Consider the following 24,594-nt stretch of genomic DNA (forward strand, 5'->3'; position numbering starts at 1 on the left):
TTCCACGGCAAAGTGTCTGCCATCGGCGCGGATTWGGTCGATGGTTCGAATCCTGTCAAGGTGAGCAATCGGGGCCTAGACCGCTATCGGGCCCAAAGCTGCCGTTTGGTGATGTTGGCGCGACCGACCGCATTGCACCCCCATATCAGTCATAGAGGCAAATCATCGGCCTGCCTGCAAGCAGACATCGGCCTGGCCGCGGCGTTACATCGCCTGTGCGCCAAAGCGGAAATCAACTCGCCGGTGGCGGATGTCCGTTCCGGTCCCCTAGGGCAAGCGGTCGTCAATGCAGGACGATCGACTACCAGTGAGCCTGACCGCCATTAACGGAGGCGCGTCTGATAGGCGGAACGCTAGGATGCCATCCGCGCGCGCAGGCGGGGGCCGATCCAGTCAAGGAAGCACCGCACCTTCAGCGACAGCGGATCGGCTGGTCCGTGAATAACATTTACTGGCAACGGCTCCGGTGCGAACTCCGCCAACAATTCCTGCAGAGCGCCARAGCACAAATGTTCGTTGATCTGGTAAGAAAGCACGCGAATAATGCCGATACCGGCCAGCGCAGCCTGAATGGCAGCCTCTGTCGTGTTGACCGCGAGTTTGAGGCGCGGCTCGACGGCGAAGGCCGCGCCGTCCCGGCGGTATCGCCATTCCGGGGCGGTCGCGAAGCCCTGGAAGCTTATGCCATCATGCGGGGCGAGGTCTTCCGGCTGACGTGGCACTCCTCGGCGGGCGAGATAGTCGGGGCTCGCGCAGATCACCCGGCGGACGGCACCAACCCGTGTTGCGATAATCGCGCTGTCCGGCAGGTGCCCGATCCGTAGGGCTACATCGACGTGCTCATCCGTCAGACTTAGCTGCCGATCAGTCAGGGTCAGCCGCAGGTTGATATCGGGTTGCTCCTTCAGGAATTCGAGCGCAATTGGCAGCAGATGGCGCTCGCCGAAGGCAATCGGCGCGGTCACGTGCAGCCCGCCACGCAGCGCTCCATAATCGCCGCTGGCCTGCCGCTCCGCCGCGTCCAGTTCCTCGAGAATACGACGTGACGCGGTGACGAAGGCGCGCCCCTCCTCCGTCAAGGCGAGGCCGCGGCGGGTGCGCACGACCAAGCGAACGCCAAGATGCTTTTCAAGATCGGCCACTTTGCGGCTGACCGTGGCCAGCGGCGCATTCAGCCGCCGTGCCCCGGCAGAAAGGCTGCCGGCGTCGACCACCGCCAATAGAACCGCCATCGCGTCAAAACGATCCATCGAAGCCTTCCATAAAATGAGAAGAATGTTTCCAAATTGCCAGGATACCCCGTTGTTTGTGGATGTCATAGCCTCCGCGTCGTCAAGGGGCTCGACGTAGCTCCCATCGTGCTACTGATCCGAAGGAAGATGACATGCCTCAACTTTCACGTCGCGCCTTCGCTGGCGCCCTGCCTTTCGGCCTCATCGGGGGAAGCCTCCTCGGTGGAGGCCTGGTCGGCGGCTCCGCCGCCCGAGCGGCGACGCAGGAAGCTGCCAAAGCGCCTGTTGCGGTGAACCCGTTCGCACAAATCCGCATCGGTCGGTTCACCGTGACGGCACTGACGGACGGGTATGCCGATATGCCCTATGACTACTTTCCGGGGCGCTCAGCGCCCGAGGTCGAGAGGGCGGCAAGCGCACAGTTTACCGCCCGGCCGAGTGGGGTTCGGTTCCTCTTCAACCAATATCTCGTCGAGGATGGCGAGCGCCGCATCCTGATCGATGCCGGTGCGGCAGGTTCGATCGGGCAGACCGGACAGTTACCACAGGCACTCGCCGCGCTCGGTCTGAAGCCCGACAAGATCGACGCGGTCATCGTAACGCATATGCACCAAGACCACATGGGTGGGCTGGTTCTGGGAGGTGAGAACAACTACCCCGGAGCCGAGCTTTATATCGATCGTCGCGACATCACTCACTGGACCGATCCGGCCAAGCGCAACGGCGCGCCTGATTACCTGCAGACGAGCTTCAGGATGGCGGAGGAGGTCGTGCGGCTATATCCGAGGCTCCAAGCGATCGACGGAGAGCGCGAGATCATGCGGGGCGTCTCGATCGTCGACTTGACCGGCCATACACCCGGCCATATCGGCGTGCGGGTCGAAGATGGCGGGAAGAGCATGATCATGGTTTCGGATATGATTTTTCCGGTCGTGCATCCGGCCGCGACCGATGTGTTCTTCCTGTTTGAGCAGGACCGTGCCGCTGCGAAAGCCATGCGTGATCGCTTCTTTCCGCGTGCCGCGTCGGAAGGCGCACTCATCGCTGCCACGCACATGCCGTTCCCTGGGCTCGGTCGTGTCGTTGCTGATCACGGGGAGATGCGTTGGCAGGTCGCAGACTGGGCCTTGCAGGACTGATGTCTGCTCTCGGTGTTCTTAAGGGTATAAATGCCAAGCACTGATTTCGGCTGCCCAAAGATAGATCCGGGCTCGCACCGTGAGACAACGATGCGAGCCTGCCTGGGCAAGGAGAATAGGCATGCCATATCATTTCCTTGAGGTTGCTGTAACGCCAAGCGTCAGAGCAGCTCAGGCGAACATGGGGGTGGACCAGATATGGCTGGGCGCTGACAACCGCCCTTCAGACACCCTCACCGAAGACGAGATCGCCTTCATCGCCTCACGTGACAGCTTCTATATGGCGTCGGTCTCCGAAACGGGTTGGCCATACGTTCAACACCGTGGAGGAAAAGCCGGCTTCCTTAAGGTCGTCGATCAGCGAACATTGGCCTTTGCCGACTACCGGGGTAATCGCCAGTACATCAGCGCCGGCATTTTTCCGCTAACGATCGGGCCTGCCTGTTCTTGATGGATTATGTGCGACGGGCACGGCTCAAAATTTACGCGTATGTAGAGCGACTGGCGCTTGATGCTGACCAGGAACTCACGGAGCTGGTGTCCGACCCGACCTACAAAGAAAGGGCGGAACGGATCTTCAGGCCACGCCGGGTCAGTTCTCAGTGGCAATCAACATGGGGAGCTTCAAGGCGACGTTGGCGAACCATATGCCCTAATCGCTGAACAGTGCCCTGATGTTGACGCCGCAACTCTTGCACGGCCGAGTCTTCGCGAGCCCGCAACCCGAGTTGAAGCGGACCCTCGACAAGAGGCTGGGGTTTGGGATTGTAGTCCGATGACTGGTTTGGAGTCATATCCAACGGTCTGCGTCTGAAATTGTTAAACTGACCATCAGATTTAGTTGCTTGCCCAAGTTACCTGAATGGCTGGGCTGTCTCCCTCTCCCTCTCCCTCTCCCTCTCCCTCTGCCGCGCCAGTGTCCGCCAGGACGACAGGTGGTTGCCTTCAGCCCATGGCGGTCCGCCACTGCGTTCACCGTCACACCCGGACCCAACTCTCCGACACGATCCGCGCCTTTACCTCGTCAGGCCATTGACGATGAACCTCACGTCGACCACGCTTCGTACCGGCGTTAAGTTTACGATGCCCGCACGCGTACTCCTAACCGATAAGCATTGATCGTATCTAGTTTTCTGATACACATCAATTTCGCATTGAGGAGGAAGTATGAGCACGCGATTTCTGATGATTGGTCCGGAAGACGGGAAGGAGGTGCTGAAGTGTCTTGCAGCGCCTGCGCGGCTCTCTATGCTGGAGCTGCTGCATGCCCGAGGGGCGCTCAATGTCAACGAAATTGCCGAGGCGCTCGACCTGCCACAATCAACCACATCGACCCACCTTAACCTGCTGGAGGAGGCGGGTTTGATCCGCACCGAAGTGTCCAAGGCGCGCAAGGGCAGCCAGAAAGTCTGCCATGCCGTGCATGAGGAAATCGTGCTTTCCTTTGCAAGTCCGGCCAAGACCGGCCAGGAGGTGATCGAGGTCGCCATGCCTGTCGGTCTCTACAGCGGCTACGAGGTCGCAGCCCCCTGCGGCATGTGCTCGCGCGACGGCATCATCGGTTATCTCGACAGCCCCGACACATTCCTCGCTCCCGACCGGATGAAGGCCGGACTTCTATGGTTTACAAGGGGTTATGTCGAATATCAGTTCCCCAACAATGCTCGAATCAAGGGCGCCGAGGTCAAGGAATTGGAAGTCGTCCTCGAACTTTCCTCCGAGGTTCCCGGCACCTCCGATAACTGGCCCTCCGACATTACGCTCTCCATCAACGGCAGAGGCATCGGCGTATGGACGTCGCCCGGTGACTTCGGTGACCGGCGGGGGAAATACACGCCCGACTGGTGGAAGCTGAGGGGCAGCCAATACGGCGTTCTCAAATATTTCCGCGTGACGGACAATGGTACCTTTATCGACGGAATCAGGATTTCCGATACGAGCCTTGCCGATCTCGACCTGCTTGAGCACCGTTCAATCAGGCTTCGCATCGAAGTGCCGGAAACCGCCGAACATCCCGGCGGGATCAATATTTTCGGCCGCGGATTCGGCAATTACGATCAGGACATCGTCCTGCGCCTGAAGACCTGATCCACCCCATTCCTGTCGTCGATACTCTCGAAACCGGGTTGACGGGGGCTTCATCGCGTGTATTGTATCCGACAAAACGATATATATCTGATTTTCAGATATGCAGGGAGGAAAGCATGCGCGCAGTCGGCACCGTTCACAGCGGTTACGTCATCGGTACTATTGATCCACGCCTTTACGGCTCGTTCGTCGAGCATCTCGGCCGCGCCGTCTATTCGGGCATCTACGAACCGGAACATCCGACCGCCGACAAGAACGGCATGCGTCAGGACGTCATCGACCTAGTTCGTGAAGCCGATGTTCCGATCGTGCGCTATCCCGGTGGCAATTTTGTATCAGCCTACAATTGGGAAGACGGCATCGGCCCGCGCGAGGAGCGTCCCGTGCGCCTCGACCTCGCCTGGCACAGCTCCGAAAGCAATCATGTCGGCATCCACGAATTCGCCGACTGGGCGCAAGCGGCCAATACCGACATGATGCTCGCCGTCAATCTTGGCTCCCGTGGCCTCGATTCCGCCCGCGCCTTCCTTGAATACGTCAACCATCCGGGCGGCAGCTACTGGTCGGATCTTCGCCGCAAGAAYGGCCGCGAGGAGCCCTGGAACGTCAAGATGTGGTGCCTCGGCAACGAGATGGACGGTCCCTGGCAGATCGGCCAGAAGACGGCGGAAGAATACGGCCGCATCGCGTTCGAGACCGCCAAAGCCATGCGCGCCTTCGACAAGTCGATCGAGCTCGTCGTCTGCGGCTCCTCGTCCCCGAAGATGCCGACCTATCCGGCCTGGGAAGCAACGGTTCTCGACTACACGTATGATTCCATCGACTACATCAGCCTGCACATGTATTTCGACAATCACGCGGGCAACACTGCGGACTATCTGGCGCAGAACGCCCGTCTCGATGACTACATCGCCACCGTTGCTGGCGTGATCACCTATACCAAGGCGAAGAAGCGCTCCAAGAAGGATGTCCATATCAGCTTCGACGAGTGGAACGTCTGGTATCATTCCCGCGACGCCGACCGGAAGGTGCTGGAAGGCAATGACGGCTGGCCGCATGCGCCGGCGCTGCTCGAAGACATCTACAATTTCGAGGACGTGCTGCAGGTCGGCTGCATCCTCAACACCTTCATCCGCCGCTCGGATGTGGTGAAGGTCGGCTGCCTGGCGCAGCTCGTCAACGTCATCGCCCCGATCATGACCGTGCCGGGCGGCCCGGCCTGGCGCCAGACCACATTCTTCCCCTATGCCTATGCCTCGCGCTATGGCCGCGGCAAGGCGCTGCAGCTGGCACTGGATTGCCCGGGCTATTCGACCGACTTCGCCGAAAACGTCTCCTATCTCGACATCTCCGCCGTCGAGACCGAGGCCGATGGCGCGCTCACGTTCTTCATCGTCAACCGCCACCAGACGGAAGCGATCGAGCTTGATCTCTCCCTCGAAGGTTTCGGCGACCGCAGGGTGATCATGGACAAGGTCATGGAGGGCCACGACCTGCGCGCCGTCAACGGGCCGGAGCGTGAAGAGATCGAGCCGCGGGACGGTTCGGGCGCATCGACAGCCCGTGGCCGGCTCGTCGTCAGCATCGCGCCGCTGAGCTACCGGATGATCCGGCTCGGCGCTTAAGGCTGAAACGACGGGGAGGAGGAACCATGTCGGCATCGATCGAAATAACCAACGTCACCAAGCGCTACGGCGCGCTCTCCGTGCTGGACGACATTTCGCTGTCGATCAAGGCAGGCGAGTTCGTCGTCTTCCTCGGGCCCTCGGGCTGCGGCAAGTCCACGCTGCTGAGAATGATTGCAGGTCTGGAGGACGTGACGGACGGCACGATCTCGGTCGGCGAACAGCGGGTCGATACGCTGCCGCCGGGCAAGCGCGGCGTCGCCATGGTGTTCCAGTCCTATGCGCTCTATCCGCATATGACCGTCGCCCAGAACATGTCCTTCGGGCTCGAAAACATCGGCCTGCCCAGGGGCGAGATCGAGCGCCGCGTCCAGCAGGCGGCCGCGACGCTCGAAATCGCCCATCTGCTCGAGCGCAAGCCGGCAAAACTCTCCGGCGGTCAGCGCCAACGCGTGGCCATCGGCCGCGCCATCGTCAAGGAGCCGAAAGCCTTCCTGTTCGACGAGCCATTGTCGAACCTCGATGCCGCCCTTCGTGGCCGCACGCGGCTGGAAATCGCCCAGCTGCACGCCCGCCTCGGCAGTACGATGATCTTCGTGACGCATGATCAGGTGGAAGCCATGACGCTCGCCGACCGCATCGTCATCATGCACAATCGCCAAATCGAGCAGATCGGCACGCCGATGGAGATCTATCGCCATCCTGCCAGCCGCTTTGTTGCAGGCTTCGTCGGTTCGCCCGCCATGAACTTCGTGCCGCTCACGAGCGTGACCGGCAATGGCGATACGATCGCGATCGGTACCAGCAGCCTTGGTGATATCCATGCCACATTCCGCCTGCCGTCGCGCTTTTTGCCGGAGGGCGCGAGCCTTGGCATCCGCGCCGAAGACGTTGCGGTACTACCGGCCGGTCAGGCGGGCATACCGCTCAAGGCCGAAGTCGTCGAGCGGCTTGGCGATCGCACGCTGATCTACGGCCATCTGTCTGATGGCACGAAACTGACGGCTGAAACCGATGGACGCAGCCAGGCGCGCGGCGGCGATACGCTGCAGATCGCCCTCGACACCACGGCTCTTCACCTTTTCGATGCCGCCGGCATCGCCCACCATTCGGAGGGCGACTGACATGGCCGAGAGCTATCGCCGCAGCCAGTGGAGCAACGGCCTCTTCGTTCTTCCCTATCTGTTCGTCTTTCTGGTGCTTCTCGTCTTTCCGCTGTTCTGGGGCGCGTGGCTGAGCCTGCACAAGGTCGATCTTTTCGGCCCCGGCCGCTTCGTTGGCCTTGGAAACTATGGGCGCGTTCTCGCCGATCCGGTCTTTCTGCAGGCGCTGCGCAACTCCATCGTCTTCGTGCTGGTCAGCGTTCCCGCCTTGGTGGCGCTCGGGTTGTTTCTTGCGCTTGCCCTCAACAAGACGACGCGGACGACCTCGTTCCTGCGCGGTCTGTTCTTCTCGTCTTCCGTGCTGTCGGTGACGATCGTGACGCTGATCTGGCGTTTCGTCTTCATTCCCGGCGACGGGCTCCTGGCGGTGGCTTCCGAAGCATTCGGGGTACAGCCGGTCAACTTCCTTTCGACAAGCGGCTGGTCGCTGTTTTCCGTCGGCGTCGCCACCGTCTGGTGGTGCCTCGGACTGCCGATGATGCTGTTCCTTGCGGCCCTGCAGCAGATCCCCAACGATCTCTATGAAGCAGCCGCCCTCGACAATGCCAGCCCCTGGCGGGTGCTCACCCGCGTCACCCTGCCGTCGATCGCCCGCACGATCATGCTGGTGACGATCATCCAGATCGTCATGCAGTTTCAGCTCTTTGGTCAGGCGCAGCTGATGACCAATGGCGGCCCGAACGGCACGTCCCGCCCGCTGGTCATGTACATCTACGAGGTGGGTTTCGTGCGCTGGGATGTCGGCAAGGCCGCCGCTGCCTCCGAGTTTCTGTTCCTCATCATTCTCGTGGCGGCGATGGCCCAATATGTGGTCTCGACCCACAAGTCGGAGGCTTCCGAATGAACATGGATCAATCGACCTACCGCCCAGAAGCCCTAACCGGCAATCGTACTCTACTGACGCTCGCCATCGTCCTTTCCGTTGTCATGATGGCGCCGGTCGCCTGGCTCGTCGGCCTGTCGATCAAGGACAACAAGGAGTTGATGCTCGGCACGGAATCCGTTTTCGAGTTTCCCTACACGCTCGCCAACTACGTCAACATCCTCTATTCGTCGCAGGCCTTCGGCTGGTTCTTCAACAGTCTCGTGGTTGCCATCGGCCAGACGTTCGGCGTGCTCGTGCTCTCGTCGCTCGCCGGCTATGCCTTTGCCCGCCTCGAATTTCCGTTCCGCAGGACGATCTTCGTCATCGTGCTCTTCGGCCTTGCCGTGCCGGAACAGGCAGTCATCATCGCCCGTCACCAGATGTTCAACTGGTTCGGGCTGCACAATTCCTATATCGGGCTGATCCTGCCAGGCCTTTCGTCCGCCTTCGGGGTCTTCCTGATGACCCAGTTCTTCAAGGCGATCCCCAAAGAGATCGACGAGGCGGCGCTCCTCGACAATGCCTCGCCGCTACGCATCTTCTGGAAGGTGCTTTTACCCCTGACACTGCCGGCCCAGGCAACGCTTGGCATCTTCACCTTCCTGCACGCCTGGAACGATTACTGGTGGCCGCTGATCTCCGCCACGAGGAAGGAGATGTTCACGCTCACCATCGGCATTGCCTCGTCCCAGACCAATTTCGCCCAGAGCGAAGGACTAGGCTTTCTCAGCGCCCAGGCGGTCTTTGCCAGCCTGCCTGTGCTGATCGTCTACGTGATTTTCCAGCGCCATATCGTTACCGCGGTTTCGGGTGGTGCTGTGAAGTGACTGCTGCTGCGGCCGGGAGGATTGGCCGCAGCAGGTTTCAACGGGGCAGGGAGCCCCTTTCAAGGGAGAGACAGACCATGAGACGTTTTCTACTCAGCACGGCAGCCCTGATTGCGCTGACCTGCGCCACCTCGGCTCAGGCCCAGACCAAGATCGAGCTGCAGCGCTTCTTCGGCGCCTGCGACGCGGACTACGCAACCGTCACCGACGTTTCCAAGGCTGTCGGTGAATGCGGCATCATTACCTCGCTGGTCAACAAGTTCGAGGCCGACAATCCGGATATCGACGTCAATGTGACGACCGTCGAATGGCCGGGCTACGACCAGCTCAACGCCCAGCTCGCTTCGGGTGCTGCTCCGGACGTCGTTTCGATGCATTATTCGGCGATCTCCGACTACCAGTCGCGCGGCCTGATCGACCCTATCGATGAAGTCTTGTCCGCTCAGGGCATTTCGCCCGACAGCTTCACCGATGCCGGCCGCGGCGGCGTCACCAAAGAAGGCCAGATGTTCGGCCTGCCCTTCGATAACTGGACCATGCTCTTCCACGTCAATCTGAACCTGATGAAGCAGGCCGGCCTCGTCAACGCTGATGGCACACCGATCCTGCCGGCGTCCGCCGACGAGCTGATCGCCCAGGGCAAGCAGTTCAAGGAAAAGACCGGCAAGCCCTATCTCGTGCAGATCCTTGCCAACGAGACCGCATCCTATGCCCGCGTTCTCTACACGCTGCTGCAGCAGCAGAACGCCGACTTCTTCGCCGACCCGGCCAAGATCACGCTGAACACGCCGGAAGCCAAGACCATCGTCGAGTTCATGAAGAAGATCAAGGACGAAGGGCTGAGCACGACGGGCCTCGATTATGCCGCTGCCGTCACCGCCTTCACCAATGGCGATGGTGGTATTGCCGTCAACGGCACCTGGCTGATCGGCGATTTCGTCGCCCAATCGGAAAAGGAAGGTACGGCACTTGCCAAGGGCTATACGGTCTACCCGATCCCGCAGCTCTATCCGGGCCGCGACAGCACCTATGCGGATGGCCACAGCTGGGTTATGCCGCACAAGGACCGCACGCCGGAGCAGACGGAGGCGATCGGCAAGCTCTTCAAGTTCCTGGCCGACAACGACTTCCAGTGGGCTCGCACTGGCCACCTGCCGGCGGTCAAGGCCGTCTTCGACATGCCGGAATTCAAGTCGCTGCCGCACCGTGACAACATCGCGGAAATTGCCCAGACCGGCCGCTCGTTGCCCGGCGCCGTCCAGCGCCAGTTCGCCATTCAGGACATTATCGGCGAAGAAGTCGGTGCAGCCGTGAACGGCGACAAGACCGTCGATGAAGCCCTCAGCAGCGCCGAGAGCCGGATCAACGACCTGCTTGCCAATATCTGATTGTTGCGAATGTTCGATCGGGACGCAGGAATCGGGTTCCTGCGTCCCGATATTCTATTCAAGCCCGTTTCAATTCGCGGTTATCTTGGAACCTTCAATCCTGCCAGCCGGTTCTTATTGTTGAAACTGGACCATATCTGCGCTGATGCCCGCATGTCGCCGTCTTTAGGGAACCGCGATGACGGCGCCGGTGGTCGTTTCCATCGGGCAAGGTCAGCGCGCTTGCCGATGCGCCCGACCCGGATGTCTAGTGTACCGTCGGCCGATCCCGGTCGGAAAATTCCTTCGATATCAGGCCGTTCAGGGCAACCAGGATTTCGTCAATAGACCAGCCACAGCTAATCGCCTGATCGACGATCTCGTGAAATGCGTCTTCGAGAGAGTCCTGACAATCTTCTAGACGCTCTGCCGAGACGACAATTTGGCGCGGTTCCAATCTCATAGCGTCAGCTCCTCGCGTTCCAAGGTTAACCGCTGCGGCCAACAATTGTTCCTGTTGGTTGTGAAACCTGCGCCGCCGATCTTCCCGATGGGCATTGTAACCTTAAAGCCGGCGAGCCGAGTGCAGGGGGATGGCCGCTTGGTTATTGTTACGATGCGTTGCTACTCAGGCCCCGTCATCACCGCCAGCGCGTTTTTGATCCCGGTGGAAAACGGCCTGTCCGCCTGCGCCGAAATACCGTAGTGGAGGCCCGGGGAAGACAAATCCTACAAAGAGATGAAACGTAAGCGGCGTTTTGACCCGACCTTCCTGATCATCTTGTGATTGACGATGTTGAACCTCGAAAGAGGGCTTAGACATATGTCGATTTCAAAGCTTACGCTTAAAACCAAGGATGATGAGCCGGGTAGTCGGTTCGAGGTTTTTACGGGTAGGGGGTGCCATCGGGAATGGAGCGACGCGCTCGGCTATTTGACCGACATTCTGACCAGGATCGTCAATGGTCATCCCAACAGCCAGATCGACGATCTGGTGCCTTGGGCCCATACCGCCAAACTCGGTATCCAGAGCATTGGCTTGAGAACCGCACAAACTAGAGAAAAACAATGAAACAGGCGATGTTTGCCCCACTTCTACTACTGATCTTCGCTTGTTCATCGGCCAATGCTCAGGATTCCGATAGGATCACGGTGGAGGCTTATATCAATGCGGTCGAAGGCGGCACGCCCCAATCCTTGATCGGAAAAAGGTCGGTCGTAGACTATCTCAAGGGGTCAGAGATCATTTATGGTAGGCATGCCCGCACAAAACAACGCTCCAGGAGTTATTTAGCTCAGGCGCTGCACAGATCGACAAGGCGAAGAAATCGAAATCCGAAGAGACGTTCGCCCTGTGGGCAAAGTCAACATATTATGGGGATGTCGTGTTCAACGCTATCGACGATAACGTCACCTGTAACAAGTGATCCAGGGACGAGAGCGTGCCGCGAGAACAGCGCTTACGATGAAACAATGTGACATCGCCATCCAATTCACGACAAGGCCTAGGACGCCGCCGCCACCATGGCCGCGCCGGGCGCCGCCTTCTCGACGCCGTTCCTGGCGCGGGGGCCACCGCGAATGATGTCGATCACCGCGCGGAGTGGCGGTGCCATCTGCCGTTGGGCCGGATAGCAAAGGTAGTAGCCGGGAAACGGGGCGGACCAAGTCTCGAGTAGCGCGACGAGCCTGCCTTGCGCGATGTGCGGCGCAATCAGCTGTTGGCTGGCGAATGCCACGCCGACCCCGTCGACTGCCGCCTGTACCCCGAAGTCCTTCGTGTTGGAGATTACGGGTCCATAGACGACGACCTCAAACCACTTACCATTCTCCATGAACTCCCACTTGTACGGGGTCTTTTGCCCCGGCCATCGCCAGCCGATGCAGCGATGGCCGGCAAGGTCGCGCGGATGGGCCGGTGTTCCGCGCCGAGCGAGATAGTCGGGCGACGCGACCGCAGTCATGCAAAGCTCCGGGCCGAGTTTCACCGCGATGAGGTCCTTGTCGATCACTTCCCCCAGGCGGATGGCTACGTCGTAGCCGTCAGCCACGATATCGGCGACGGCGTCATCGAGTGTGATGTCGAGCACGACCTGCGGATAAGCGTCGCTGAAATAACGCAGGATCGGTGTCAGGTAGAGGTCCGCCGCCGCCCGGAAACAGTGTATCCGCACAGTCCCGGCGGGATGGGCGCGGCGCTCGCGGGTCTCACCCAGCGCCACCGCCAGCTCCTCGATGGCGGGCTGCGCCCGTTTAAACAGGTCGGACCCTGCCTCGGTCAGAGAAACGCTGCGGGTCGTGCGGTTGAACAAGCTAACGCCGATCCGCTCCTCGAGCGCGCGGACCATCTGGCTCAACGCCGACGATGACACACCAAGGTTTTCGGCTGCTCGGCTGAAGTTCAATGAACCGGCGACGGCCACGAAGGCGCGGAGTTGGTTGAAGTCTCCCGCAGATAGCAGCGAGGTTTCCATGATTGCCTTCGATTGCGTAGCTCAGCTTATAAGGCTGGTTAGCGCGCGCTGATTAAAAGTTGCCCCATCCATCTCTATACCGTCCTGGACACCACCGAACAATAAGGGACACCCATGACACAGCACGACACGCCCTCGACGGGAAACATAGACGGGTTGATTACTTTAGCGAAAACGTATTTCGACGCCGCCTTCACGATGGATGCCGACAGGTTCGCGACAATCTTCAACCCCGCCGCCTTGGTCACCCGGCGCGGCGATGGCGACAGCGTGGTCGTCACCCCTGTCGCCGCCTGGCTCGACGCGGTGCGGGGGTTGATATCGCCGCAGGACGCCGGCGGCGTGCGCGCCGACCAAATTCTCTCCATCGCCATCTCCCGCGACATGGCGCTGCTCAAGCTTCGCCTGCGGATCCCGCCCCGTGAGGTTACTGACCTGCTGTCGTGCTTTTACCTCAACGGCCGCTGGCAGATCGTCCAGAAGGTGTTCGCGGCCGAGACTCTGGTGTGAAAGCTCGGTCGCGCCCTGCCGCTGTAAGCTGGGAACGCGATGACTTCGCGGACCTGCGCTTCAAGGAGCGGATCATGCCGTGACACCGTCGAATTCGGGCTCTGCGAACATCGCGATTCTTCTGCCGCCAATCGCTTCTTCAGAAAGGCTTTCGCCCGGCATGGTCGATGTCAAAATTTTGCAACAGAACCTGATTGCGGCCTGCGCGCCGAACTACGCCATCGCGGCGTTGCGGCCGAAGGAAAGCAGTTCGCGGGTATAGGCTTCGGAGGGTGCGCGGAGCACCTCTTCGGTTCTGCCGAATTCAATAACATCACCGTGCCGCATGACGAGAAGGGTGTCGGAAATATGCGCGACGACCTTGAGGTTGTGGGTGACGAACAGCATCGACAGGCTGCGGCTTTCTTTGAGGTCTGCGAGCAGGTTGAGGATCTGCGCCTGCACAGAGACATCGAGGGCGGAGGTCGGCTCGTCGAGGATCAGGAGCCCCGGTTCCAGCGCCAAGGCGCGTGCGATCGCCACCCGCTGGGCTTGGCCGCCGGAAAGCTCGCGCGCGCGGCGGTCGAGGAAATCGGCCGGCAGGCCGCAGTCCGCAAGCAGGCCGGCGATCTTCTTGCGCATGGCCGCGCCTTGCTGGTCGCCTTGCGCTAGCATGGGTTCGGCGAGGATCTCGGCGATCGTCAGCCGGGGGCTGAGCGACAGGAAGGGGTTCTGTGAGACGACACCGATTCTTTGACGCGCACGGCGAAGTGCCTGGCCTTTTAGGGCAAGCCAATCCTGCCCTTCGAGCCGCACCGCGCCGCTTTCGACCGGCAGGAGCCTGAGGATGGCGCGCAGAAGGCTCGTCTTGCCCGACCCGCTCTCCCCGACGATGCCGAGGGTTTCGCCCTTGGCGAGCAGGAAACTTGCGCCGTTGACGGCGGGCTTGGGGCGAGCTGCGAAGAGACCGCGCGCCGGATAGCGGATGACGAGATCTTCGACGTCGAGCATCGGGGGCGCCGTCATGCCTCATTCTCCGGTAGATGGCAAAGCCAGCGATGGGTAGCGCGGGCGCGCATTGGCGGCGGCTCTGCCGAGCAGACCAGCATCGCCTGTGGGCAGCGCGGGGCGAATGCGCAGCCGGCAATCGCGATGCGCGGCGGTGGGATGGAGCCCTCAATGGCGGCAAGGCGTGCGCCGCGCGGCCCGGCATCAGGCAGTGCAGCAAGGAGTGCACGTGTGTAGTGATGGCCGGGGCGCCGCAGCACATCATCGACCGGGCCGGTCTCCACGGAACGCCCGGCATAAAGCACCGTCGCGCGATCGCAGGCTTCGGCGATCACGTCCATGTCGTGGGTGATCATCAGCACGGTCAGCCCGCGCTCGGTCACCAGCCTGCGCAGCAGGGCCAGAACCTGCGCGCCGACCGAAACGTCGAGCGCCGTTGTCGGCTCGTCGGCGATCAGGAAATCGGCGCCGGTCGCGAGCGCCTGGGCGATGACCACGCGCTGCTGCATGCCGCCCGATAGCTGGTGCGGATAACTCTTCAGTATCTTCTTCGGGTCGGGCAGGCCGGTCGCCGCAAGCAGGGCCGCGGCTTCCGCGTGGCGGGCCTGCCGCGGCATGTTCCTGTGCGCGCGCAGCACATCGTCCATCTGGCGTGCGATGGAGAGCACGGGGTTGAGTGCGGCGGCCGGATCCTGCGAGATCAGGCCGATGCGCCTTCCGCGCAGACGTGCCGCGCCCTCGCTGAGGTCCTCGCCGTCGAAATGGAAACGGTCGGCGGTGATGCGAGCACCCTGCGGCACCAGGCCCAGCATTGCCATGCCGGTCATGGTCTTGCCGCAACCGGATTCGCCGATCACACCGTGGATTTCGCCCCGCTCGATCGAAAGGTCGACCGAGCGCACCGCATGCACGTCGCCTTCAGGCGTGGGAATACTGACCGAAAGGTTGCGGACATCAAGCAGCGGCACGGGCCGGCCCTCCCTTGCGCTCGCGCAGCGCATCGCCGAGCACGCTGAAGGCGAGCGCGATGATGAAGATCGTCATGCCGGGCATGGCCGAATACCACCAGCGCGCCGGGAAGAATTTGCGTCCCGCATCGACCATCTGGCCCCAGTCGGCGGTTGGCGGCAGCACGCCGAGACCGAGGAAGGAGAGGGCGGCGGCGGTGAGCAGCGCCGGCCCCACGTCGAGCGCGGCCTGCACGGTCAGAGGACGGCCGGTCGCCGGCAGGATATGGCGGATGATGATGCGTTGATGCGAGACGCCAGCAAGCCGCGCGGCCTCGACATAAGGCTGGCCGCGCAGCACCAGCACTTCCGCTCGGGCGAGCCGCGCATACCAGGGCCACCAGGTCACCGCCACAGCGATGATGCTGTTGAGAAAACCCGGGCCGAGGGCGGCGGCCATCAGCACCGCAAGCAGCAGCGCAGGGAAGGCGAGGAAGACGTCGGTGCCGCGCATCAGCGCCTCATCGACCCAGCCGCCGAAGTAGCCCGCGGCGAGGCCGACGGGCAGACCGATGAGCAGGGAGAAGGCGACGATCAGCACGCCATTGGTGAGCGAGATACGCGTGCCGTAGATGATGCGGCTCAGGATATCGCGGCCGAGATGATCGCTGCCGAGCCAGTAGTTCGCCGAAGGCGGCGAGAGCTTGGCCGCCACGTTCGGCGCGCCGGCGCCCTGCGTGGGGTAGGGCGCGATCCAGGGGGCGAGGACGGCGACGAGCACGAAGAGCAGGATGATCGCAAGAGCGATGGTGCCCGGCCAGCCGAGGCGGTGAACGAGCCTCTTCATGACAGAGCCACCCGCGGGTCGACCAGGGCCTGGGCGATGTCGATCATGAGATTCATCACCACATAGCAGATCGTGACCACCATGGTGACAGCAGCGATCACCGGAAAGTCCTTGGCGAGGATGGCTTCGGAGACATAGCGGCCGAGGCCAGGCCAGGCGAAGATGATCTCGACCAGAACCGCGCCGGTTAGCGCATAGGCGAAGGAAAGACCGATCACGGTTAACGTCGGCCCCATKGCATTGGGCAGCGCGTGGCCGAAGAGGATGCGCGGCCCGGAAAGGCCGAGCGCGCGGGCAGCAGCGACATGGCGGCGCTCGAGGATCTCGATCATGGCCGAGCGCGTCAGCCGCATGGCGACGCCTGCCGGGTAGGAGGCGAGCGTCAGCGCCGGCAAGATCAGATGGGTCAGCGCATTGCCGAAGGCATCGATCCGCCAGGCGAGCAGCGCATCGATTATATTGAACCCGGTCACCATCGGCAGCGGCGCGGAGATGGAGATTTCCCGCGACAGGCGCCCGGAAAGCGGCAGGATGCCGAGCCATTGCGCAAAGACGAGTTGCAGGATCATCGCGAGGAAGAAGGTCGGCATCGCCACTGCCGCAATGGAGCTGAAACTGCCGAGCTTGTCCGGCCATTTGCCCTGCCGCGCCGCAGCCAGCACGCCGAGCGGAATGCCGATCAAAAGCGCAAGGCCCGTGGAGAAGACCGCAAGCTCCAGCGTGGCGGGAAGATAGGCCCTCAGGTCTTCGGCGATCAGCCGGCGCGACTTGTAGGAGACGCCGAAATCGCCGGCAGCCATGGCGGCGGCGAATGTGGCGAAACGGGTGGGCAGGGGGGCGTCGAGATTGAGTTCCTGACGCGCCTTTTCGATTTGCTCAGCCGTGGGGCGCGGGCCGGCATAAAGCGCTGCGGGGTCCGACGGAACGACCTGCGCCACCACGAAGACCAGAAAGGTCACGCCCACCACCACGAAGGCGGAGAGGATCGTGCGGCGCAGAATGTAGCGTATGAGTTCCATCAGACCGCCTCGCCGCCTACCGGCTCAGTTCGTTGACAAGGGTGACGTGCCCATAGGCCGGATTGTCGGTGTAGCCCTTGATGCCCGTGCGGATGATATGCACATTCGGCTGATCCAGCATGAAGACGGCCGCGRCATCCTCGATGATCWTGCGCTGCGCCTCGATGAACAGCGCTTCGGCCCTCGCACGGTCGGTGCCCGAAAGCTTCGCCGCCTCGTCGATCTTGGCGTCGACCTCGGGATTGGAATAGTAGCCGAGGTTGAAGTTCGGCTTCTCTTCGCTGTGGAACAGGTTGAAAAGATAGTCATAGGGGGTGACGAAGGTCGGCCACCAGAACATGACGAAGATATCCTGTGCCGCCTCCGGGTTCGACTTGCCGAGCTGCCACTGGGCTTCCCAGGTCATCGGCTGAAGCGTCAGCGTGATGCCGAGCGTTTCCAGATTGGCCTTCCAGAGTTCGCCTGCGACGGCCTCGAGCGCCTGGGCCGAGGAGTAGGTCATCACCAGTTCCAGACCCGGCTGGACACCCTCTTCGGCAAGAAGTGCCTTGGCAGCTTCGAGGTCCGTTTTCGGGATCGGCGCCGCTGCGTCATGGCCCCAGATACCTGCGGGAACCACGCCCTTGGCGCGCGTGCCGAAGCCGCTCGTACCCGCCGTAGTTACATCGTCATAGGGGAAGGCGAGCGACAGGGCCTGGCGCACCTTGATCCTGTCGAGCGGCGCGCGCTTCACGTTGAAAAGGCCGAACAGCGTTTCGAAGGACGGATTGACCACCACGTTCAGATCGGGATTGGACTTCAGTGCCTCGAGGTTTTCGTAGGGAAGGCTGTAGGTCCAGTCGGCCTGACCACTTTCGATCATGTTCTGTGCAAGCGTCGTGTCCTCGACGATCTCGAAGGAAACCGTCTGGAAGGCACCTTCCGGCACCTTGCCCCAGTAGCCATCCGCCCGGTCGAGCACGGCGCGCTGGCCGGGTTCGTAGCGCGAAATCTTGAACGCTCCCGTGCCGGCATCGTTGCCGGCGTTGAACCAGGCACTGTCCTTGTCGTGTGACGAGGGGGAATAGATCCAGGCCGCAAAGCCGGCGGAGGCGATGAGGTCGAGCGGCTGCGGCTCGGAGAGCACGAAGACCACTTTGAGCGGCTCGGGCGTCTCGATGGACGTGACCGGCCCCCAGATGAAGGACGCGCCACCGCCGATCTTCTTGGTGCGCTCGATTGAGCCCTTCACGGCCTGCGAGGTGAGCGCGCTGCCGTCATGGAACTTCACGCCATCACGCAGGGTGAAAGTCCAGGTCTTGCCGTCTGCGCTTATTTCCCAGGCGGTGGCGAGCAGCGGCTCGATCTTTGCCTCCGCCGAGTCCGTTGCCGGAATGTAGCGCGTCAGGCTTTCATAGACGTTGGCGAGCACTGCACCATCGTTCGAGAACGAGGTGGCCGGGTCGAGGTCCGGGAAGCTCGTCGGATAGGCGAGCGTGAAGATGCTGCCGGTGCCTTGCGCCATCGCGAAGTTCAAGCGCGACGTGGCGGCGGTGGCAAGCGCAGCGAGGGCGGCGGTTTTCAGAAAATTCCGGCGGTTCATATCGGGCTCCCAGTGGATAGGTCTCAAGGGCGGACGGTCACGCGTCTTCTTCGTATTGCGGTACCGCAGGCGCATCCGCGGATACGCCCATTGGCATGAAGTCGAAATTATAGCCGAAGGCGCGCGGGCCGACGGAGGCGAGCGCGATCTCGCTGCGCAGCAGCACCGGGGCGGGCATGGAGAGCACGTCTATGCGCAGGCCGTAACGCAGCTCTTCCGTGCCGATGGCGCGGCCGGTTTCCGAATCCACGATGCAGATCAGGTCCGGCACCATGGTGATGATTTTCTCGCCTTCGCGGGCGATGAGGTATTCGTTCTGGATGTCGACGGTGAGCGTGCGCCCGGCATCCGCATCCAGTCCAGCGACCGTGAGCTTGCCGCGGGTGAAGCCCGCCATGACGCGGCGGCCGATATCGGTGACCTTGCCGCGCATCAGCCGCACGCCGCCGGATTGCTTGAGGATCGCCTCGACCGGTTCTGCCTTGGCCGCCCGGGCACTGAGCACCGCATCGCCAAGGCTCCAGGCCTGACTCGTCGTATGGGGCACGCCGAAGCGGCGCACGAAATCGCCGGACATCGGCGCCGTCGTCATCAGGGCCGTGCAGCCCATGGCAATGGTGCTGGCGCGCAAGAGCTTCTCCAGCATCTTCGGCGTCGTGGCATCGGTGACGACGAGTACGTTGCCGTCCGCGTCCGCCAGCGCTGCCGGCTGCACCGCCTGACCGTGGATGAAGAAGGTCGTCATCTGCACTTCCGGGAAGGCACGGCCCATGCCGTCGGCATCCACCACCGGCAGGTCAACCATGGCCGCCGTCAGCATCGGCGCGATGCCGTTGCCGCCACCGATCTCGTCGCCGAGCAGCGCATCGACCTTGCGGCCCATATGCCGCTCCAGCGCGTTCAAGAGCCGCACGCCTTCGCTGCCCTCGGGAATCTTCTCGATGCCCACGGTGGGCGCCCCGATGCCGCCGATGCCAAGGATCTGCGCGTCCGGCGCGATGTCGGCCGGCCGCACCATGCGGATCCGCTTACCCTCGCGCAGCAGCGCCTTGGCACGCAGCAAGCCGTGATACGTGCTGCCGCCGCCGCCGGTGCCCAGAATGCCGCAACCGATGGCGATGCGGTCGATATCCGCTTCGGTGAGCGTCCAGTACTTCATGCCCGCAATTCTCCAATTACTTTCGCCGCGACGCGAACGGCATTGCCGGGCAGGTAGGCCAGCGGCGTTTCCTCGATTTCGGCCAGGATCGTCGTCATGGCATCGGCGCCGGCCTCGACGGCGCGCGCCCGCGCCTCGGCAACGATGGCCTCGAGCGCGATCTCCCGCGTGGTGCCTTCCAGCGAGACCACGCTATCGACTTCACCGGACACCTGGGCGATGGCCGCGCCGATCGCATTGGCCGAGCCGAAATGATCCGGCTTCAGCGAGACCGAGGTGCCCTCCAGCAACCCTTCGACCAGAACCGACCCGCCGCCGACCAGAATGGCGGGGATTGGCTCGGCGCTCGGTTTCATCCGGTCCAGAACGGTCTCGATGCTGGCTTTCATCTGCGCCAGCATCTGACGGGCCAGTTCCGGGGTGACATGGCTGAGGAGGCTGCGGTCCCCCAGGTCGACGAGACCTGCCGCCACCGCAATGTCGGTGGCGGTCAGCGTGTCGCCGCCGAAACATAACGCCTTCTGTGGCAGGCGGAAACCGACCGAATCCGGACCGATGGTCGGCTCCTGTGCGGTCCGCACGATGCTGCCGCCGCCAAGTCCGAAGGAATAGACGTCCGGCACGCGGAAATTGGTCGGCACGCCGCCAATCATGGCGCCTTCGCTGCGGGTGCGCGGGAAGCCAGCAACCAGCATGCCGATGTCGGTGGTCGTGCCGCCGATGTCGATCACGGCGGCATCGCTGAGCCCGGTGAGGAAGGCGGCGCCGCGCATCGAGTTTGTAGGGCCGGACGCGATGGTGAACACCGGGTAGCGCTCGGCGAAATCTGCCGCCATCAGGGTGCCGTCGTTCTGGGTCAGGTAGAGCGGGCAGGTCAGGCCAAGTGCTGCAAAGGCCGAGCGGAAGGCGCCGATGGTCTCGCGGCCGAGCCTGTGGAGGCTGGCATTCAGAATGGTCGCGTTTTCGCGCGGCAGGAGGCCGGTGCGGCCAACCCGGTGCGAGAGGCTGATTGCGGCGCCGGGCATTTCCGCGGCGATGATCTCGGCCGCGTCGTTCTCCATGCGAGGATCGACCAGCGCGAAGACCGAGCAAACAGCGACGGCCGAGATGCCTTTGGCGTGCCACGCGCGGCAGGCTGCACGGATCGCGTTCACATCAAGGGGGGCGATTTCCGAGCCGTCATAGTTCACGCCGCCGCCGACCATGGCCGCGCCGCCTTCGACGACGGGGCGCAGCRAATCCGGCCAGTCGATCATCGGCGGAAGCGAGCGTGTCGCCGCACCGCAGAGCCTGAGGACGCCGACCTTTTCAAGGCCGCGACCTTCGACGACGGCATTGAGGAAATGCGTCGTGCCGATCATGACGCCGTTGACCTCGGCCGCGGGCACGCCAGCCTTGGCGAGTACAGTGCGGATCGCCGCACCGACGCCGGACGTCACGTCCGCCGTGGTCGAGGACTTCACCGTTGCCAGAACCTCGGTGCCGCGCAGCAGCGCCGCATCCGTATTGGTTCCGCCCACATCCACCCCAATGCGCAGCATGGGTTATCCTTTCTTCTTGCCGCCGAGGTCCGTCCCGCGGCTGATGGCGGTCGTCCTCGTGCCGAAAACCTTGTAGAGCCGCAGGACGACCGAACTCGTCACGCGCTTGACGCCGGGCAGCTTGCCCAGTTCCTGATCGATGAATTCGAGAAGCGCCGCGTGGTCTTCGACGAAGAGCGAAGCGCTGAGATTGGCGGTGCCGCTGGTCGCGGCGAGGTAGCCGATCTCGTCATATTCGGCGAGCAGGATGGCGGCTTCTTCCAGCCGGCCCGGCTCGACCTCGATGAGCAGCTCGACCTGAACGTCGCGTCCAAGCGCCACCGGATCGGGAATGGCGCCGATCACGATCATCTTGGCCTGCAGCAGCCCGGCGATGCGATTGCGGATCGTGCGCTCGGACACGCTGCCGATGCGGCCTGAAATCTCCGCAGCCGAAAGGCGCCCATCTTCGGAGAGATAGCCAATGATTTCGCGGTCCAGATCGTCAAGAAGGTAGCGCTGCGTCATCATCGTTTCCCTATCGGCTCGAATGAGGAGAGTAAAATTGCCGAAACGGAAATATGTCAAGAATATTTCAGCTGCATATGGCAATTATTTCCAAAAATGTCCGAGATTAGGTCGCATTGGTACAGAATGTTGCCGAATCGGCAGTCAGTGGGAGTGGAGCGCAGATCCTGCGCATGGCGACACTCTGGCCCAGAGGGAAGCGAACTTGCTCATGTGTCGGAAATTCGTGTGATCGAGGCGCACTTTTAGAGCCCAGGCTTAGCGTCTCGATCCTCAACAGAAGCTTCAACCGAGAGCTCTTGCTGTCGCTGCCTAATTCACCGGAATACGCTCGGCGCGCCGCTCGCCTCGAGCGACTCGTCCACCGGACAGCCGAGCTGCGGTAGGCTCTGGCAAGCAGATCCTTGCGTGCCGCTCCTTACAGGTTGGCGAAGACCAGATATTTGAGCACGGTGGCGATCCAGCGGATATTCGCCCTTGTCGAAGTCGGCCCTTTGTAAGGATCGTCTCCGGTTTCGGGAGCGCGATGCGGTCCCGATGCACTGTCGCTCCGCCTAATTCTTTGAAGCTCGTTGCTGTGCCTCGACGTCGAGAAACCGTTTGCGGCCGAGATGCCCTGCGCCTTCCTGGATATCGGCCGTGATGGCGGCTTTGAGGGCGGCTGCGTCCTGCTGCTGAATTGCTTCAAGCGCCTCGGCGTGACGGTCAACCCGGTAGCTCTCGTCGAGATTTTCGGTCGCCTCCCGCATGAATGGTCCAAGCCGCAGCCAGACGGATTCAATCATGGGGAGCAATACGGTCGAGGAAGGCACCTCGTAGAGGCACCGGTGAAAGGCGAAGTTTCTCTCGATGCCAAGTTCGATGTCCCCAGCATTATAGGCGCTGTCAATGTCGGCATCATGTTGCTGCAGGCGTGCCATGCGCAGGTAGTCGATGAACGGCATGGCGCGCACTGCTGCAATCGTTTCGAGCGCGATGCGCACGGAAATTATCTCGTCGAATTTCCCTGGATCGATTTCGGGCACGCGGACGCGGCGATTGTCGAGATGCTCCAGCGCACCGTCAGCGACCAGCCGATGAAGAGCCTCGCGCACGGGCATGGCGCTGACGGCCAGCACTTCTGCGATTCCCTGGATCGTAACGGGTAGGCCGGGCGGAAAGCGGCCAGCCATGATGGCTTGCCGCAGACTGCGATAGACCCATTGCTTGACCGATTCCGTCGGCATCCTGTTTTCCGAAATCAAGCTTATTGAACCTATCTGTTTCAAGAAACCAATCCTCCAGCGCGCTCGGGCTCTTCCGTTGTTGATCGAAGATCGTTGATTTTGCGCCTTGATACAAAGACCTAGCTCGCAGTTTTCCAGAGTTGGGTCTGCATGGCCCTCATGTTTTGATCAAAAATGTTCCTGTGCAGAAGAATCAACTTTACAATATGATCATATAATGAGACTTAATGATCAAAATATCAAGACCGTATTGGAATGCGGCAAACCGACAACCCAAGGGGGGAGAGCTTGGGCGGCCGAAGGCGGCCGACGAGTGGTGTCCCTCGATTGACCGAATTGGGGAACGAATGGAACAGTTGCGGACGCTCGCCCTCGCTGGCGGTGCGATTTCAGTGCTAGGCGTGATGAAGGATTTCGCCACGTTTCGAGCCGTCGATCATGTGACGCTGGATATCAGGCCGAATGAATTCTTCACCTTGCTTGGGCCTTCCGGCTGCGGCAAGACGACACTTCTGCGCATGATTGCCGGCTTTGAGACGCCGACTGCCGGCAAAATTCTGCTCGATGGTGGCGACATTTCGAGCCTTTTGCCGAACGAGCGGCCGATCAATACGGTCTTTCAGAACTACGCGCTCTTTCCCCATCTGACGGTTGCCGAGAACATCGGTTTCGGCCTGAAGATGCTCGGCCGCCCGAAGGCGGAGATTGCCCCGGTGGTCGCGGAAATGCTGCGTCTCGTCAGGCTCGAAAGCGCGGGCGACCGGCCGGTCACCAAGCTTTCCGGCGGGCAGCAGCAGCGTGTTGCGCTGGCGCGCGCGCTTGCGCCGCGACCGAAGGTATTGTTGCTTGACGAACCCTTGTCGGCGCTTGATCTCAAGTTGCGCCAATCGATGCAAATCGAGCTGAAGCGGTTGCAGGCTGAAACCGGGATCACCTTCGTTTTCGTGACGCACGACCAGGAAGAAGCGCTCACCATGTCGGACCGTATCGCCGTCATGAGCAAAGGCCAGGTTTTGCAGGTCGGGTCCGCGCATGACATCTACGAGCATCCGGCGGATCGCTTCGTGGCAGGCTTTATCGGTGAGACGAACTTTCTTGAAGGCGCGATCGTTGCCACCGAGGGAAGCGTGGCGCGTGTGCGTCTGAAGTCCGGGACCGTTGTCGCGGCAGCAATGCCGGCTGATTGTCCGGCTGACGGGGACGTCACGATCGTCGTGCGTCCGGAGCATTTGCAAATCGCCGCAAGCCCCGATGCGATGCTTTCGGCGACCGTTGAAACCGTCGTCTATTTTGGCACCGACAGCCACGTTCACCTGCGATTTGCGGACGGAACGCCGGTAATGGTGCGCCAGCAGAACCGCCGCGATGGAACGATGCCGCCCAGGCCCGGCTCGGAGGTCGGGCTGTCGATCCCCGACGGTGTCGCGCAGGTGCTGAAGGACTGATCCGATGACGATGATCAAAGACATCCAGACTCTGAATGATACAC

At 61.9% G+C, this 24,594-nt stretch carries 22 protein-coding genes and 3 pseudogenes; 13 read left to right on the plus strand and 12 right to left on the minus strand.

All coding sequences use genetic code 11. The features are described from left to right. Positions 1-327, plus strand: a 327-nt coding sequence (locus AC1D17_RS22295) for a hypothetical protein (RefSeq protein ID WP_477567493.1), incomplete at its 5' end; no start/stop codon positions are given. A gap of 26 nt (positions 328-353) precedes the next feature. On the opposite strand, the gene AC1D17_RS22300 is transcribed toward AC1D17_RS22295, so the two are convergent. Beyond that, complete coding sequence (locus AC1D17_RS22300) at positions 354-1,250, minus strand: LysR family transcriptional regulator (protein WP_477567494.1); 897 nt, start codon at positions 1,248-1,250, stop codon at positions 354-356. A 134-nt stretch (positions 1,251-1,384) separates the two neighbouring features. On the opposite strand from AC1D17_RS22300, the gene AC1D17_RS22305 reads away from it, so the two are divergent. From AC1D17_RS22305 to AC1D17_RS22340, 8 genes and pseudogenes are all read left to right on the plus strand, one after another. After that, entirely contained in the window at positions 1,385-2,371 is a 987-nt protein-coding gene (locus AC1D17_RS22305) for an MBL fold metallo-hydrolase (RefSeq protein ID WP_477567495.1), read from the plus strand. A 121-nt stretch (positions 2,372-2,492) separates the two neighbouring features. After that, positions 2,493-2,977, plus strand: a pseudogene (locus AC1D17_RS22310) (pyridoxamine 5'-phosphate oxidase family protein); the annotation flags it as partial. A 561-nt stretch (positions 2,978-3,538) separates the two neighbouring features. After that, the gene (locus tag AC1D17_RS22315) at positions 3,539-4,459 is read left to right on the plus strand and encodes an ArsR/SmtB family transcription factor (RefSeq protein WP_477567496.1); all 921 of its coding nucleotides are present in this window, start codon (positions 3,539-3,541) and stop codon (positions 4,457-4,459) included. 116 nt (positions 4,460-4,575) lie between these two features. Further along, entirely contained in the window at positions 4,576-6,084 is a 1,509-nt protein-coding gene (gene arfA / locus AC1D17_RS22320; RefSeq protein ID WP_477567497.1) for an arabinosylfuranosidase ArfA, read from the plus strand. A gap of 26 nt (positions 6,085-6,110) precedes the next feature. Next, entirely contained in the window at positions 6,111-7,208 is a 1,098-nt protein-coding gene (locus tag AC1D17_RS22325; RefSeq protein WP_477567498.1) for an ABC transporter ATP-binding protein, read from the plus strand. Between the two features lies 1 nt (position 7,209). Beyond that, positions 7,210-8,091, plus strand: a complete 882-nt coding sequence (locus AC1D17_RS22330; RefSeq protein WP_477567499.1) for a carbohydrate ABC transporter permease — start codon at positions 7,210-7,212, stop codon at positions 8,089-8,091. Beyond that, positions 8,088-8,939, plus strand: coding sequence for a carbohydrate ABC transporter permease (locus AC1D17_RS22335; RefSeq protein WP_477567500.1), 852 nt, complete (start codon positions 8,088-8,090; stop codon positions 8,937-8,939). Before AC1D17_RS22330 ends, AC1D17_RS22335 begins: the two co-directional genes overlap by 4 nt. Before the next feature lie 77 nt (positions 8,940-9,016). Continuing rightward, positions 9,017-10,327: an extracellular solute-binding protein gene (locus AC1D17_RS22340; protein ID WP_477567501.1), complete on the plus strand. Its 1,311-nt coding sequence runs from the start codon at positions 9,017-9,019 to the stop codon at positions 10,325-10,327. Positions 10,328-10,574: 247 nt separating this feature from the next. Here the strand turns inward: AC1D17_RS22340 and AC1D17_RS22345 are convergent, their stop codons facing one another. Then, complete coding sequence (locus AC1D17_RS22345; protein ID WP_477567502.1) at positions 10,575-10,769, minus strand: hypothetical protein; 195 nt, start codon at positions 10,767-10,769, stop codon at positions 10,575-10,577. A 462-nt stretch (positions 10,770-11,231) separates the two neighbouring features. On the opposite strand from AC1D17_RS22345, the pseudogene AC1D17_RS22350 reads away from it, so the two are divergent. Beyond that, a pseudogene (locus AC1D17_RS22350) lies at positions 11,232-11,378 on the plus strand (transposase domain-containing protein); the annotation flags it as partial. 433 nt (positions 11,379-11,811) lie between these two features. Here AC1D17_RS22350 and AC1D17_RS22355 read toward each other — a convergent pair. Further along, positions 11,812-12,780: a LysR family transcriptional regulator gene (locus tag AC1D17_RS22355; protein WP_477567503.1), complete on the minus strand. Its 969-nt coding sequence runs from the start codon at positions 12,778-12,780 to the stop codon at positions 11,812-11,814. Between the two features lie 114 nt (positions 12,781-12,894). Between AC1D17_RS22355 and AC1D17_RS22360 the strand changes: the two genes are divergently transcribed. Next, complete coding sequence (locus AC1D17_RS22360; RefSeq protein ID WP_477567504.1) at positions 12,895-13,290, plus strand: nuclear transport factor 2 family protein; 396 nt, start codon at positions 12,895-12,897, stop codon at positions 13,288-13,290. Positions 13,291-13,362: 72 nt separating this feature from the next. Beyond that, positions 13,363-13,458: pseudogene (locus tag AC1D17_RS22365) on the plus strand (IS6 family transposase); the annotation flags it as partial. 45 nt (positions 13,459-13,503) lie between these two features. Here AC1D17_RS22365 and AC1D17_RS22370 read toward each other — a convergent pair. The 9 genes from AC1D17_RS22370 to AC1D17_RS22410 all read right to left on the minus strand — a co-directional run bounded on the left by AC1D17_RS22370 (position 13,504) and on the right by AC1D17_RS22410 (position 23,105). Next, the gene (locus tag AC1D17_RS22370) at positions 13,504-14,295 is read right to left on the minus strand and encodes an ABC transporter ATP-binding protein (protein ID WP_477567505.1); all 792 of its coding nucleotides are present in this window, start codon (positions 14,293-14,295) and stop codon (positions 13,504-13,506) included. Then, complete coding sequence (locus tag AC1D17_RS22375) at positions 14,292-15,245, minus strand: ABC transporter ATP-binding protein (RefSeq protein WP_477567506.1); 954 nt, start codon at positions 15,243-15,245, stop codon at positions 14,292-14,294. The genes AC1D17_RS22370 and AC1D17_RS22375 overlap by 4 nt, the downstream gene beginning before the upstream one ends. Next, on the minus strand, positions 15,232-16,071 hold the full coding sequence (locus tag AC1D17_RS22380; protein WP_477567507.1) for an ABC transporter permease: 840 nt from the start codon (positions 16,069-16,071) through the stop codon (positions 15,232-15,234). Before AC1D17_RS22380 ends, AC1D17_RS22375 begins: the two co-directional genes overlap by 14 nt. Next, on the minus strand, positions 16,068-17,090 hold the full coding sequence (locus AC1D17_RS22385) for an ABC transporter permease (protein ID WP_477567508.1): 1,023 nt from the start codon (positions 17,088-17,090) through the stop codon (positions 16,068-16,070). Before AC1D17_RS22385 ends, AC1D17_RS22380 begins: the two co-directional genes overlap by 4 nt. 16 nt (positions 17,091-17,106) lie before the next feature. Continuing rightward, positions 17,107-18,672 (minus strand): ABC transporter substrate-binding protein, encoded by a 1,566-nt coding sequence (locus AC1D17_RS22390; RefSeq protein ID WP_477567509.1) that lies wholly within the window; start codon positions 18,670-18,672, stop codon positions 17,107-17,109. A gap of 37 nt (positions 18,673-18,709) precedes the next feature. Next, positions 18,710-19,831 (minus strand): DUF917 domain-containing protein, encoded by a 1,122-nt coding sequence (locus tag AC1D17_RS22395; protein ID WP_477567510.1) that lies wholly within the window; start codon positions 19,829-19,831, stop codon positions 18,710-18,712. Further along, the gene (locus tag AC1D17_RS22400; protein ID WP_477567511.1) at positions 19,828-21,372 is read right to left on the minus strand and encodes a hydantoinase/oxoprolinase N-terminal domain-containing protein; all 1,545 of its coding nucleotides are present in this window, start codon (positions 21,370-21,372) and stop codon (positions 19,828-19,830) included. Before AC1D17_RS22400 ends, AC1D17_RS22395 begins: the two co-directional genes overlap by 4 nt. A 3-nt stretch (positions 21,373-21,375) precedes the next feature. After that, positions 21,376-21,879, minus strand: coding sequence for an Lrp/AsnC family transcriptional regulator (locus tag AC1D17_RS22405; RefSeq protein WP_477567512.1), 504 nt, complete (start codon positions 21,877-21,879; stop codon positions 21,376-21,378). Positions 21,880-22,433: 554 nt separating this feature from the next. Continuing rightward, a complete protein-coding gene (locus AC1D17_RS22410) occupies positions 22,434-23,105 on the minus strand; it encodes a GntR family transcriptional regulator (protein ID WP_477567513.1) in 672 nt (223 codons plus the stop codon). A 347-nt stretch (positions 23,106-23,452) separates the two neighbouring features. Between AC1D17_RS22410 and AC1D17_RS22415 the strand changes: the two genes are divergently transcribed. Then, entirely contained in the window at positions 23,453-24,550 is a 1,098-nt protein-coding gene (locus AC1D17_RS22415; RefSeq protein ID WP_477567514.1) for an ABC transporter ATP-binding protein, read from the plus strand. Positions 24,551-24,594: the final 44 nt, after the last annotated feature.

It is taken from the genome of Pararhizobium sp. P1_E7 (genome assembly GCF_056405855.1).

What these genes read in the sequence shown, in the direction of transcription:
- AC1D17_RS22380 (WP_477567507.1), bottom strand. Translation starts at nt 16,071, where the DNA reads ATGAAGAGGCTCGTTCACCGCCTCGGCTGGCCGGGCACCATCGCTCTT.
- AC1D17_RS22360 (WP_477567504.1), top strand. Translation starts at nt 12,895, where the DNA reads ATGACACAGCACGACACGCCCTCGACGGGAAACATAGACGGGTTGATT.
- AC1D17_RS22330 (WP_477567499.1), top strand. Translation starts at nt 7,210, where the DNA reads ATGGCCGAGAGCTATCGCCGCAGCCAGTGGAGCAACGGCCTCTTCGTT.
- AC1D17_RS22405 (WP_477567512.1), bottom strand. Translation starts at nt 21,879, where the DNA reads ATGACGCAGCGCTACCTTCTTGACGATCTGGACCGCGAAATCATTGGC.
- AC1D17_RS22410 (WP_477567513.1), bottom strand. Translation starts at nt 23,105, where the DNA reads ATGCCGACGGAATCGGTCAAGCAATGGGTCTATCGCAGTCTGCGGCAA.
- AC1D17_RS22355 (WP_477567503.1), bottom strand. Translation starts at nt 12,780, where the DNA reads ATGGAAACCTCGCTGCTATCTGCGGGAGACTTCAACCAACTCCGCGCC.
- AC1D17_RS22415 (WP_477567514.1), top strand. Translation starts at nt 23,453, where the DNA reads ATGGAACAGTTGCGGACGCTCGCCCTCGCTGGCGGTGCGATTTCAGTG.
- AC1D17_RS22340 (WP_477567501.1), top strand. Translation starts at nt 9,017, where the DNA reads ATGAGACGTTTTCTACTCAGCACGGCAGCCCTGATTGCGCTGACCTGC.
- AC1D17_RS22395 (WP_477567510.1), bottom strand. Translation starts at nt 19,831, where the DNA reads ATGAAGTACTGGACGCTCACCGAAGCGGATATCGACCGCATCGCCATC.
- AC1D17_RS22335 (WP_477567500.1), top strand. Translation starts at nt 8,088, where the DNA reads ATGAACATGGATCAATCGACCTACCGCCCAGAAGCCCTAACCGGCAAT.
- AC1D17_RS22305 (WP_477567495.1), top strand. Translation starts at nt 1,385, where the DNA reads ATGCCTCAACTTTCACGTCGCGCCTTCGCTGGCGCCCTGCCTTTCGGC.
- AC1D17_RS22325 (WP_477567498.1), top strand. Translation starts at nt 6,111, where the DNA reads ATGTCGGCATCGATCGAAATAACCAACGTCACCAAGCGCTACGGCGCG.
- AC1D17_RS22345 (WP_477567502.1), bottom strand. Translation starts at nt 10,769, where the DNA reads ATGAGATTGGAACCGCGCCAAATTGTCGTCTCGGCAGAGCGTCTAGAA.
- AC1D17_RS22315 (WP_477567496.1), top strand. Translation starts at nt 3,539, where the DNA reads ATGAGCACGCGATTTCTGATGATTGGTCCGGAAGACGGGAAGGAGGTG.
- AC1D17_RS22370 (WP_477567505.1), bottom strand. Translation starts at nt 14,295, where the DNA reads ATGACGGCGCCCCCGATGCTCGACGTCGAAGATCTCGTCATCCGCTAT.